This is a genomic window from Pseudomonas sp. A6 (genome assembly GCF_052367875.1).
In the GTDB taxonomy this organism is placed as follows: domain Bacteria; phylum Pseudomonadota; class Gammaproteobacteria; order Pseudomonadales; family Pseudomonadaceae; genus Pseudomonas; species Pseudomonas citronellolis.
Genome location: NZ_CP198970.1, coordinates 574,647 through 587,025, shown reverse-complemented (window position 1 = coordinate 587,025; position 12,379 = coordinate 574,647). Strand labels below are relative to the sequence as shown.

The 12,379-nt window shown below is 70.7% G+C and carries 6 protein-coding genes; 1 reads left to right on the top strand and 5 read right to left on the bottom strand.

The window, feature by feature from the left end:
• The first annotated feature begins 62 nt into the window (after positions 1-62).
• Complete coding sequence (locus ACTWJ5_RS02625) at positions 63-782, top strand: 16S rRNA (uracil(1498)-N(3))-methyltransferase (protein WP_444437410.1); 720 nt, start codon at positions 63-65, stop codon at positions 780-782.
• A 544-nt stretch (positions 783-1,326) separates the two neighbouring features.
• On the opposite strand, the gene ACTWJ5_RS02620 is transcribed toward ACTWJ5_RS02625, so the two are convergent.
• The 5 genes from ACTWJ5_RS02620 to ACTWJ5_RS02600 all read right to left on the bottom strand — a co-directional run bounded on the left by ACTWJ5_RS02620 (position 1,327) and on the right by ACTWJ5_RS02600 (position 12,379).
• Positions 1,327-1,938: a LysE family translocator gene (locus ACTWJ5_RS02620; protein WP_043269477.1), complete on the bottom strand. Its 612-nt coding sequence runs from the start codon at positions 1,936-1,938 to the stop codon at positions 1,327-1,329.
• Positions 1,939-2,017: 79 nt separating this feature from the next.
• Positions 2,018-2,809 carry an AraC family transcriptional regulator gene (locus ACTWJ5_RS02615; protein ID WP_444437409.1) on the bottom strand — a complete coding sequence of 264 codons (792 nt, stop codon included), beginning with the start codon at positions 2,807-2,809 and terminating at the stop codon, positions 2,018-2,020.
• Between the two features lie 9 nt (positions 2,810-2,818).
• Positions 2,819-3,331 carry a chemotaxis protein CheW gene (locus ACTWJ5_RS02610; RefSeq protein WP_301503016.1) on the bottom strand — a complete coding sequence of 171 codons (513 nt, stop codon included), beginning with the start codon at positions 3,329-3,331 and terminating at the stop codon, positions 2,819-2,821.
• Positions 3,328-4,365, bottom strand: coding sequence for a chemotaxis protein CheB (locus tag ACTWJ5_RS02605; RefSeq protein ID WP_444437408.1), 1,038 nt, complete (start codon positions 4,363-4,365; stop codon positions 3,328-3,330). Before ACTWJ5_RS02605 ends, ACTWJ5_RS02610 begins: the two co-directional genes overlap by 4 nt.
• On the bottom strand, positions 4,358-12,379 hold the full coding sequence (locus ACTWJ5_RS02600) for an Hpt domain-containing protein (protein ID WP_444437407.1): 8,022 nt from the start codon (positions 12,377-12,379) through the stop codon (positions 4,358-4,360). Before ACTWJ5_RS02600 ends, ACTWJ5_RS02605 begins: the two co-directional genes overlap by 8 nt.

Here is a 12,379-nt window from a genome sequence, read left to right as displayed (position 1 = left end):
CAAAGCGGGCTGCACCATGCCGCTCTTCGTTCAGCCTCCAGCCTTCAGCGGCTTTGTTTCCTATGCGCCTTTCCCGCTTCTTCATCGACGCCCCCCTCTCCCTCGGCCAGCACGAGTTGCCCGAGGCCCAGGCCCACTACATCGGCCGCGTGCTGCGGCATGCCGCCGGCGATGCCGTGCAGTTGTTCGACGGCTCCGGCCAGGAGTTCCTCGGCGAGCTGGTGGAGGTCAGCAAGAAGAACGTGCGCGTGGAGCTGCGCGAAAGCTTCGCCGGCCTGGCCGAGTCGCCGCTGCGCCTGCACCTGGGCCAGGGCCTGTCGCGCGGCGAGCGCATGGACTGGGCGATCCAGAAGGCCACCGAACTGGGCGCCGCGCGGATCACCCCGATCGTCAGTGAACGCTGCGAAGTACGCCTGAAGGACGAGCGCGCCGACAAGCGCACCGCCCACTGGCGCCAGATCGCCATCAGCGCCTGCGAGCAGTGCGGCCGCTCGGTGCTGCCGCAGATAGACGCGCCCGTCAGCCTCGCAGAATGGCTGCAAGCCACCGAGGCGGACCTCAAGCTGGTGCTGCACCCGGTGGCCGAGCCCCTGGCCAGCCACACCCGCCCGGGCAGCCTGGCCTTCCTCATCGGCCCGGAAGGCGGCCTGAGCGACGCCGAGGTGGAACAGGCCAAGGCCGCCGGCTTCCACGCCGCCCGCCTGGGCCCGCGGGTGCTGCGCACCGAGACCGCTCCGGTGGTGGCGCTGAGCGTGGCGCAGCAGCTGTGGGGCGATTTCTGAGGTAGCCGCCGGAACCTTCGGCTCTCGCGGACAAACGACCATGCCGCCCGTAGGGCGTATAACCGTTCGCGGTTATACGCCGATACACCGCCCCCTGGCGCAACGCCGAGGTCGAGCCCGGAACCGCCCGGAATCTTCGCCAGGCTCATCCCCGCAGCCGCCTGAAGCCAAGGCCAAACGGCGGATAACGTCCCTGAGGTAGCCGCCGGAACGGCCAAAGCCCGGCACAGCTCGAGCTTGCTCGCGAACAGACTCCGCTGCGGGGCTCATTCGCGAGCAAGCTCGCTCCTACGAAGAGCAGCTTGGCGCCACCCTGTAGAGCGTGCCGTTGGCCGAGGCACCGGTGCCCGACGACGATGGCGTAGGATGGGTTGAGCGAAGCGATACCCATCGCCACAGCTACGACCGTGCATTCCTGGAGCGGTAGGAGCGAGCTTGCTCGCGAACCGCATGGCACCGTGTTTGTTCGCGAGCACGAAAAGCGCTGCCAACCGGTGATGTAGGAGCGGGCCCTGCCCGCGATTTGCGCGCCAGACGCGCGCCCTCAAAGCCCGCGCAGCGCCAATCCGGCCAGGCCGAGCAGCAGCAGGCCGCAGCCGGCGTAGCTGACGCGGTGCCAGAACAGCGAGGTGTTGCGCCGCAGCCAGTCCACCAGGCCGGCGCAGAGGAAGCACCAGATCAGCGACGAGAGCATGAAGCCGGCGAAGAACACCAGCGACTGCGCCTGGCTCGGGGCGCCTTCGACGATACCGGCCAGGGCGCTGCCCAGCGCGCCCCAGTAGACCACGTTCTTCGGGTTGGACAGCGAGATGGCCGCCCCGGAGGCGAAGGCATTGCCGGCGCTGGTGGCTGCCTCCAGGTCGTCCAGCGGCGGGCGCCAGGCGTCGCGCAGGCCCTGGATGCCGAGCCAGGCCAGGTAGCCGGCGCAGGCCAGGGTCAGCGGCACGCGCACCTGTTCGTGGGCCAGCAGCAGCGCCAAGCCGGTCAGCCCCAGCAGCGCCCAGACCGCATCACCGATCAACGACCCCAACTGCACCAGCAGCGCCGGGCGAAAGCCGCCGGTCAGGCCACGGCGCAGGGTTTCGCTGAACACCGCCCCCGGCGAGATATTGAAGGCGAAGCCGAACAGCAGGGCGGCAAGGAAGATGGCGAGCATGGGGCGGAACTCCGGAAAGCGGGAATGCGCCCATTCTCCCCAGACGATGGCGGAAAAACTTGAACCGGATTGCGCCGCTTCAGCCGCGCAACGTGCGCTGGTAGCGACCGGGGCTGATGCCGTAGGCGCTGCGGAAGTGGCGGGTCAGGTGGCTCTGGTCGGCGAAGCCCAGGGCATGGGCTGCATCGCCCACGGCGACGCCTGCCCGCAGCAGCGCCAGGGCCCGCCGGGTGCGCAGTTGCATGGCCCACTGCCGCGGGCTCATCCCGGTGTGCTGCTTGAAGGCCCGCAGCAGATGGAACCTGGAGACCTGCACCTGCTGCGCCATGGCCTCCAGGCTCAGTGGTTCGGCGAGGTTGGCGGCAAGCAGTTCCTGCAGGCGCTCCACCGGACGCCGGCCCAAGGCCGCCGTCTGCGGCGGCCGGGTACCCGCGTGCCGCGCCAGTTCGGCCAGCGCCAGGGTCAGGCACTCCTCGCCACGTTCGCGCAGGAAGGTGTCGCCGGAAAGGGCCAGTTCCACCGCACGGGCCAGTTCCCCCGCCAACTGCGGATGCGCCAGCAGCGGCCGCTCGAAAGCCAGGCGCTGCAGGCCCAGGCTCTCGGCCAGCACGCTTTCCGGCAGGTAGAGGCTGACGAAGCGCCAGGGCTGGCCGTCGGCGGCGCCGCCGCCCTGGATCTGCCCCGGGTTGTAGAGGGTGATGTCGCCGGCGCCGGCCTGGAAGCTGCGGCCGTCCAGCCAGATATCCTCGCTGCCGCAGAGGTTGGCGCTGATGACGAATTCGTCGTGGCTGTGCTTGTCGAAGCGGTGCCCGCTCAGCGCCGCGCTGGCCACTTCGCAGCCATCGCCCAGCCAGGCGTGACGCAGCGCCATGGCCGGGGCTCAGATCAGCCCGGCGTCGGCGAGCTTCTGCTCCAGCGCCACCAGGTCGGGGATGCGCACCAGGTCGTCGCCGACGCTCACCGCCGCCAGCTCCAGCGGCGCCAGTTCGGCCTCGGCGCGGGGCAGCTCGGGGCCGACCTTGAGCGAACGCGGAATGCCCTGGGCCAGCAGCGCCAGGAACTTCACGTGGGGCCGGCCGCCCAGGGCGTTGAGGACGATGACCCGCGCCCCCGGGCCGACCTGGGCCGCGCCGCCGGAGGCCGCCTCGAAGGACAACAGCGGCAGGCGCAGGTCGCGCCAGGCCACCTGGCCCAGGTACCAGGCCGGCAGGCCCGGTTGCGCCTGGGGCGCGCGGTAGGCGATCAGTTCGGCCACGGCCACGTTGGGTAGCAGCAGGGTGCGGTCGGCCAGGGGCACCAGCAGCCCGGTCAGGCTGGCGGGTGCCTCGTCGCCGCCGAGATTGGCCGGGGTGCCGTTCACAGGGGCTTCCTGCGGCAAGGAAAGATCACTCATGACTCCACTCCAGTGGCCGCACACTGCGCGGCCAGGTATTCGACCAAGGCCGCGGCGAGCTCGCGCGGATCGGCCGTGAAGGTACTGTAGCCGCCCTCGCGCAGGCTGTCGGGCATGCTCGAGCAGGCGCAGCCGTCCGCGCGCTGCGTCCAGATCTCGGCGCCCTGGCGGCGCACGTAGGCGGCCGCGGCGCTGCCGTCGCTGCACATGCCGCTGAAGACTATCACCCCGCAGCGGCTGCCGAACTGCTGGGCGAGGTTGAGCATCATCTGGTCGATGGACGGGCTGTAGGGCTCCGGCCAGGCCCGCTGACCCAGGCGCATGCGGCCATCCTCGGCGAAGCCCAGCTCATGCTGCACCGGCACCACCACCACTTCGCCGCAGCGCAGCCAGTCGGCGTCGCGGGCGAGGTTGACGCGCCACTGGCTATGCCGCCCCACCGCCTGCGGCAGACTCTGCTCGAACGACGGGGCGATGTGCTGGGCATAGAAGAAGGCCAGCGGCAGGCCGCCCGGCAGCGCATCGAGGAACGCCTTGACCGCCGCCGGGCCGCCCAGGGACGCGGCCAGCAGCCAGACCTGGCGCGCCGGCTCGCCCACCTGCAGCGGCGAGGCCGCCAGGCCATCGGGCAAGGCGATGCGGTTGGGCCGCTGGGCCTCGCTCAGCAGCGCCTCCAGGCTCTGGCCGACATTGGCGCTGGGGTCGCCCACCAGGCGCCGCAGCTTGCCCACCAGGCGCCGTTCCCAGCGCGGGTAGTGCTCGGAAAGCCGCTCGGGGGCATGGCCCTCGCCGAACAGCACCGGCACCTGGGCCTGCTCCAGCAGGTTGTCGAGCAGCGGCGTGTCTTCCTGCTGGGCCAGGTCGACCAGCCACAGGTCGGTCTCGCAGGCGGCCAGCTGAGCTTCATCCAGACGCCCGGGGTCGGCGTTGAGCACCACCTGGTAGCCATGCCCGGCCAGCGCCTGCTGCAGCACGTGGCGCTGCAGCGAGGTGTCGGCGATGATCGCGATCCTTGCGCCGCTCTGCTCAGGCATGGGCGGTCACCAGCGCCTGGATGCTGTCGAGCAGCTCGGACTCCTGGTAGGGCTTGCCCAGGTAGCGGTTGACGCCGATGGCCAGGGCCCGCTCGCGGTGCTTCTCGCCGGTGCGCGAGGTGATCATGATGATCGGCAGGTCCTTCAGGCGCTCGTCGTGGCGCACCAGGGTGGCCACCTCGAAGCCGTCCATGCGCGGCATCTCGATGTCCAGCAGCATGATGTCGGGCTTGTGTTCCTGCAGCTGGGCGATGGCGTCCACTCCGTCCTTGGCGGTCAGCACGTTCATGCCGTTGCGCTCCAGCAGGCGGCTGGTGACCTTGCGCACGGTGACCGAGTCGTCCACCACCATGACCAGGGTCGGGCGCTGCTGTTCGCTGTCCGCCTGCGGCGCATTGGGCAGCGCGCGGCGCGGCTGGGCATGCAGGGCGAGGCTGGCCAGACGGGCGCGGATGGTCGCCAGCAGGTCGAGGATCACCACCACGCGGCCGTCGCCGAGGATGGTCGCCCCGGAGATGCCGCTGACCCCGGCGAACTGCGCGCCCAGGCTCTTCACCACGATCTCGCGGGAGCCGGCCAGGGCATCCACCTGCACCGCCACCGCATGTTCCGCGGAGCGCACCAGGATCACCGGCAGCGGCAACGACTGGCCCACCAGCTTGGGCTGCTGGCCGTTGTTCAGCAGGTCGCCCAGGTATTTCAGCTCGTAGTCCTGCCCGGCGTATTCGAAGTGCGGCGCATGGCCCTGCCTGCCGCCTTCCTCGTAGAGGGCCTCCAGCTCGTAGGGCGAGACGCGGACGATGCCCTCGATGGTGTTCAGCGGCACGGCGTACAGGTCTTCGCCGGAAAGCACCATGAGCGCGCGGTTCACCGACACGGTGAAGGGCAGACGGATGGCGAAGCGCGTGCCCTTGCCCGGCTCCGACTGGATGCTCATGGAACCGCCGAGCTGCTTGACCTCGGCATTGACCACGTCCAGGCCGACGCCGCGCCCGGAAATCTGCGTGAGCTTCTCGGCGGTGCTGAAGCCGGCTTCGAGGATGAACTGCAGCACCTCGTGGTCGGAAAGCTCGGCGTCAGCGGCCATCAGCCCGCGTTCGACGGCCTTGCGGCGCACCGCGTCGAGGCGGATGCCGCCGCCGTCGTCGGCCAGGCTGAGGAGGATGTCGCCCCCCTCGCGGCCCAGCTCCAGGCGGATGCTGCCGGCCTCCGGCTTGCCGGCGGCGCGGCGCGCGTCGGCGGATTCGATGCCGTGGTCGACGGCGTTGCGCAGCATGTGCTCCAGGGGCGCGACTATGCGCTCCAGCACGGTACGGTCCATTTCCCCTTCGGCGTTGCCGACGATGAACTCTACCTGCTTGCCCAGCTCGCCGGCGACCTGCCGGACGATGCGCCGCAGGCGCGGCACCAGGCGGTCGAAGGGCACCATGCGGGTACGCATCAGGCCTTCCTGCAGCTCGGTGTTGACCCGCGCCTGCTGCAGCAGCAGTGTCTCGGCGTCGCGGTTCTTCGCGGCCAGGGTTTCCTTGAGGTCGAACAGGTCGGAGGCGGACTCGAACAGCGCGCGGGACAGCTGCTGCAGCTGCGAGTAGCGGTCCATCTCCAGCGGGTCGAAGTCTTCGTAGCCGGCGCGCTCGGCGTCGGCCTGGTGGCGCGAGAGGATCTGCGCCTGGGTCTCGGTGTCGAGGCGGCGCAACTGGTCGCGCACCCGCTCGATGGTGGCGTCCATCTCCGTGAGGGTGGAGCCGACGTCGCTCACCTGTTGCTCGACGCGGCCCCGGAAGATGGAGGTTTCGCCGGCCAGGTTGACCAGGTTCTCCAGCAGCGGCGCCGGGACCTTCACCAGTTCCTGCGGGGCGCGCCGCGCGGCGGCCTGCTGTGCGGCCTCCTGGGCGCGCTGGACGAAGGGCAGCACCTTGGGCGCTTCGCTGCGCGGCGGCTCGGCGACGGCCATGATGGCGCCGGCGGCCAGGACCGGCAGCGGCTCGACCGGCTCCGGCTCGCTGGCGGGCGGCGGCGTGACGGCCGCGGCGCTTTCCGCGGCGGCATCGGCCTCGCCGATCTGCTGGCGCAGGTGGTCCACTTCGTTCTGCAGGCCGTCGAAGCCGGACTGCACGTCGAGCAGCAGGCTGTCCGGCCAGGGCGCGCCCTGGCGCTGGGCTTCGGTGAGGTGTTCCTCGAGGTCGTGGGCGAGGTCGCCGAGGGCGTTCTGCCCGGCCAGCCGCGCGCCGCCCTTGAGGGTGTGGAGGATGCGCAGCAGCTCGTCGAGGGCGCCGTGGTCGCCATCGGCGTCCCAACGGCCCAGGGCGTGCTCCATGCCTTCGAGCAGGTCGTCGGCCTCTTCCAGGAAGATGTCGATGATGTCCGCCGCCGGCTCGTCGCCGGCCAGCAGCGACGGCACCAGCGGCTGCAGGCTGACGCTGCTGGGCATGCTCAGCTGTTCGTCGGGGTTGGCGCGGAAGTCGCGGATCGCCGCGATCAGCGACTCGCCCTCGGGAACCGGCCGCCGGCCCTGCACCGCCTCAAGCATTTCCGCCAGGCGGTCGTGGCAGCGCTGGAGCAGGGCGAAGAGCCCGTCGCTGGCGCGCAGGCGTCCGCCGCAAAGGCCTTCGTAGAGGTACTCCAGTTCGTGGGCGAGGTCGCCGATGGGGCGGATCTCGGCCATGCGCGCGCCGCCCTTGAGGGTATGCAGGTCACGCTGCAGGGCTTCGAGCTCGACGCCGTTGTCGACGTTGCCCATCCAGCGTTGCAGCGCACCAGCCGCGCTTTCCAGGATGTCGAAGCCTTCTTCGAGGAAGATGTCCACCAGTTCCTGGTCGTGCACTTCCAGTGGTTCGAACGCCGGTTCCGCCGCGGGCTCGACGTCGTCGGACTGCTCCAGGGCCTGGGCGCTGGGATCGCTTTCCGCCTCATGGAGGAAGGTGGCGAGGTCGATTTCCTCCAGCACCGGGTCGACCGCCTCGGGCGCCGTGCTTTCGGGCTCAGGCTCGGATTCGCTCTCGTCGACGATCGGCAGCGGCGGCTCGTCCACCAGCGGCTCGGCTTCGGCTTCGGCTTCGGCTTCGGCTTCGGCTTCGGCTTCGGCTTCGGCTTCGGCTTCGGCTTCGGCTTCGGCTTCGGCTTCGGCTTCGGCTTCGGCTTCGGCTTCGGCTTCGGCTTCGGCTTCGGCTTCGGCTTCGGCTTCGGCTTCGGCTTCGGCTTCGGCTTCGGCTTCGGCTTCGGCTTCGGCTTCGGCTTCGGCTTCGGCTTCGGCTTCAGGCTGCGGCTCGGCCGGCGCGGCGGTCAAGGCCGTCTCGGGGTTCTGGCGGAAGGCACGGATACGCTGGATCAGCGCGTCCGGGTCGGTCAGCGGCTGCCCGGCCTGCAGTTGGTCGAGCTGCTGCGCCAGGCAGTCGTGGCAGGCCTGGAGCAGCCCGGCCAGGCCGGGGCCGGCCTGGAAGCGCTGGTCGAGCAGGCCTTCGTAGAGCGATTCCAGTTCATGGGACAGGTCGCCGATCTCGCGGATCTCGGCCATGCGCGCGCCACCCTTGAGGGTGTGCAGGTCGCGCTGCAGGGTGGACAGCGGGGCCGGCGTCTCCGGGGCCTGGCTCCACTGCGTCAGGGTCTGGCCGGCGCTGTCGAGGATGTCCACGGCCTCTTCGAGGAAGATCGCCACCATTTCCTCGTCCAGCGTCTGCACGGGGTTGGCCGCGCGAACGTCTTCCGGCTCGACCGGCGTGGGCTCCTGCGCCTCTGCGGGCGAAGGCGCCTGCCACTGCAAGTCTTCGGGCAGGTCTTCCGGCGCGGTGGGACGGTCGAGCAGCAGCTCTTCGTCCTCCAGCGGGAAGTCGTCGGCGGTGAGCTGGTCGAGGTCGATGAAATCGCTCTCGCCGTCGGCCTCCGCCTGCACCGGCTCGGGTGCCTCATCGGCCTCCACGGCGGGCGCCTGGAGCAGGCGCTGCAGGGCCTCGACCTGTTGCGGGCAGGCGCTGACCTGCAACGCCGCGGCCACCTGGTCCATCATGCCGATCAGCGCCTCGTGGGCATCTTCGGCGGCGCCGAAGAAGTCGTCGCTCACCGCCAGCCGGCCCTGTTGCACCGCGCCGTAGACGGCCAGCAGCGCCTCGCAGAGTTCGGCCATCTGCGGCAGCTCGGCGTGCTGCGCGCCCTTGGCCAGTGTCGCCAGCTCCTCGTGCAGGGCGCCCAGCTCCTGGCCTTCGTGGGGGTGTTCGCGCCAGCGGCCGAGCAGGTCCTCGGCGTCCAGCAGGATGTTCATGCCCTCGGCGAGGAACAGGCTGAGCATCTGCGGATCGCCGCCACTCTCGCCGCTTTCGCCGCGACGCTTGGCCTCCGCGGCCTCCAGGCGCTCCTGCTGGACCTGGGCGATGCGCTGCAGCAACTCGTCGCCGCCGTCGATGTGCGCCAGCGGACGGCCGGCGTCCAGTTGTTGCAGACCCACTCTGAGCAGGCGCTCGGCCTCGCGCAGCAGCTCGGCCTCGCGCAGGTCGACCTGCAGCAGGTTGGTCTTGAACTCCTTCACCAGCCGCTCCAGCGGCGTGGCGATTTCCGCGATCGGCAGGATGCCGGCCATGTGCGCGCTGCCCTTGAGGGTATGCAGGGCACGCTGCAGGTCGTCGGTGACCGGCTGGGGCAGCTCGCGGTCACAGTCGGCGAGGAAGCCGCCGAGGGTTTCCAGGTGGGTCTCGGCCTCGTTGCGGAAGATTTCCAGCAGCTGCGGGTCGAGGCCTTCGTCCAGGGCCGCGGCTTCGACCGCCGGCTCCAGTGCCACTCCTTCGATCGCCGGTGTTTCCCCGCCTTCCGGCGGCGGCACCGGTTCGCCCTTGGCCAGGGCGTGGGCGGTGGCGGCGAGTTGGTCGACGTCGTCGCGCTGACGCTGCGCGCTGGCGGCGAACTCGTCCACCAGCGACGGCATCAGGGCCACCACGTCGCCGATCACCTGCAGCACCGGCGCGCTGGCCGCGATGCTGCGGTCGAGCACGCGGTTGAGCAGGTTCTCGATGGACCAGGCCAGTTCGCCGACCACCAGCGCCCGGACCATGCGCCCGCTGCCCTTGAGGGTGTGGAAGGCGCGGCGGATCTCGGTCAGCGCTTCGCGATCGTCGACGTCGGCCTGCCAGCGCGGCAGGTATTCGTTGATGGTTTCCAGGACCTCGCCGGCCTCTTCGATGAAGACCTCGCGCAGCTCCTCGTCCACCGGTTCCTCGTCGGCCGGCGGCGGCAGCAGGCTGGGCGGCACCTCGCGGGCCGGCGGGTTGATCGCCTGGGCCGGGGTGGCCATCACCTCGGCCAGGGACAGAGGCTTCGCCTCCTCCGGCTCGGCCTCGGGCTCGATCGGCGGTGACGGCAGCTCGACCTCGGGCAGGTCCAGCGCGGCCATGTCCAGGTCTTCCCAGGCCTGGTCCGCGGCGCTGGGCTGCTCGCTGGCCGGAGCCTCGTCGAGGTCCAGGGCCGCTAGCTCGGGCAGCTCTTCCAGAGATGACTCAGGCGCATCGAACGGGGCATCCAGCTCCAGCGCGGACAGTTCGTCGCTCGCCGGCGGCTCGTCGGCGAGGGGTTCCAGGCTCCACTCGCCCAGGCCCGGTGCGCTATCACCGGGTTGCGGCGCGTCGAACGCCAGGTCCCATTCGAGTTCGCTGGCCGGCGCCGACGGAGTGGCTTCCGGCTCGGCACCGGCATCCAGTGACGGCAGGTCCTCCAGGCTCCACGAGGTGTCGGAGGTGGAGGGGGTTTCTTCGTCCAGCGTCCACTGGATTTCGCCTTCCGCGGCTGCGGGGCTCGCGGCGGCATCCAGGGCCGGCAGGTCGTCGAGGGTCCAGGAATCGCCTGCGGCCGCCAGGCCCGGGGCTGCGGGCGCCACTTCGGAGCCGGGCAGCGGCTCCAGGCTGTCCAGGGACAGGCTCTCGTCCAGCGACCAGCTCGGCTCCACCGGATCGGCGGGCGATTCCAGCGGCGCATCCAGGCTGAAGTCGACGCCGGCATCGTCGAGCGCCGGCGTCTCGGGTTCGGCCAGTGTCCAGTTGTCGTCGGAGACCAACAGCGGCGCCTCGACGTCCTCGCGGATCGGCGCCGCTTCCTCGGTGGCCGGCAGGTCCCACGCCAGCTCGTCGCCGGGCTGGGCGAGATCGCCGGCATTGGCCGGCTCCCAGCCGGGCTCGGCGGCGAAGGCCTGCACGGCCTCCGGCACTATGTCGTCCGGCGCCTGCAGTTCGTCGACGGCGCCCTGCTCCGCCAGCACGTCGGCGGCGGCGCTGCTCGCCAGCAGGTCGATTTCCGCCAGCGCCTCGTCCGCCTGGGCGTCGGGCGTCGGCGTGTCGAGGATGGAAGGCTGCGGCTTGAGTGGGTAACCCAGCTGTTCCAGGCTCTCCTCGGCGACGTCGAGGATCAGCTCGCCGGAGCTGCCCTGGTCCTCGGAGAGGCGTTCGAGGTAGTACTCGACGCCGGTGATGGCGTCGGCCAGGGTGTCCAGGCTGTGCCAGTCCGGCACCGCCTGGCGCACCAGCAGCTGTTCCTGGATGTAGCGGTTGCAGGCCTCCAGCAGCCGGGCCGCGCGCCCCTGGTCGATCATTTCCAGGCCACCGCGGACCTGGGTCAACAATTCCGGCACCCGCGCCAGGTGCTCGTGGTTCCACTGCGAGGCGATGAACTCGATGATGGCGTCCTTGGCCAGCTCCAGGCCGTTGCGCGCCTCCTTGATCACCACCTGGTGGATCTGCGCCACGTCGGTGGTCGGCAGGCGGCTCTCCTCGTCGCCATGTTCCTCGCTGGGCCCGGCCATGCCGGCCAGGGTGGCCTCGACGTAGAGCAGCGCGCCGGCGACGTCCATCAGGGTGGCGTCGCTGGGTTCGCGACGCCCGTCGGCCAGGGCGCCGACCACTTCGAGCTGGTCGAGGATCACCCGGCGCGGCTGGCCGAAGCCGAGCACCGCCAGGGTGTCGGCGATCTGCTTGAGCGGCGTCACCAGGGCCTGGAGGTCCGCCACCGCGGAGCGGTCGCTGCGCACGAAGAGGTCGAGGCTGTCCTTGACCCGCACCAGTTCCTCGCACAGGGCGCCGACCACCGAGCGCATGGCGTCGCGGTCCGGGCCGGCCAGGCGGGCGCGCTCCTCGTCCACCACGGCGGCGCCGGGCAGCGCCTCGTCGAGGCGGTACTCGTCCTTGACCTCGCGCACCTTGGGCGACTGATCGGACGCCTTGGCCACATAGAACAGCAGGTTCTTCACCAACTCGTCGGGCGCCGCCTGGTTCATCCCGTCGGCGCCCTCCTCGACCAGGCGCTTGAACTCGCGGTCGACCTGGCGCAGCAGGTTGCGCACCGTGGTGCCATTGGCGATGCTGCCGTTGGCCAGGCCCTCGACCATGGCCGAGGCGATGGTCCACAGGCGGCCCAGCGGGGCCTCCTTGCACAGCGATTCGAGGCGGGCGAAGACCCGCGCCATGTAGCCCAGGTTGGTCGGCAGGTCCTGGTTGCGGATCACCCCGACCAGCGCCACCTGCAGCATCTGCCGCAGCTTGCGCAGCAGCGTCGGCAGCTCGGAGGTGCGCAGGCGCGCCAGGGCGTCGTGGGGCAGCAGCGGCTTGCCGCCGGACAGGTCGGGGGCGAACAGGCTGGTTTCCGAGAGCAGTTTCTCGCCGCGGGCGGCGCGCAGGTCGTTGAGCAGCGGCAGCACCACCATCGGCAGGTCGCGGCGCGCGCTCTGGATACGGTCCAGGTACACCGGCAACTGCAGGATGGCCTGCATCAGCACTTCCAGGGCCTCGCCCTGGCTGGGCACGCGCTGGTCGATCAGCGCCTGGGTCAGCTGCTCCATTTCCTCGGCGAGCAGGGCGGCGCCATAGAACTCCACCATCTGCAGGGTGCCCCGCACCTGGTGGACGTGGGCCAGGCAGAAACCCATGCGCGTGGGGTCCTGCGGATTCTCGACGAACGCCTCCAGGGCCTGCCGCGCCTGCTTGAGGGTCTCGGCGATCTCGCCTTTCACCCATTCCAGGGCGACATAATCGTGCCGATCACCCAT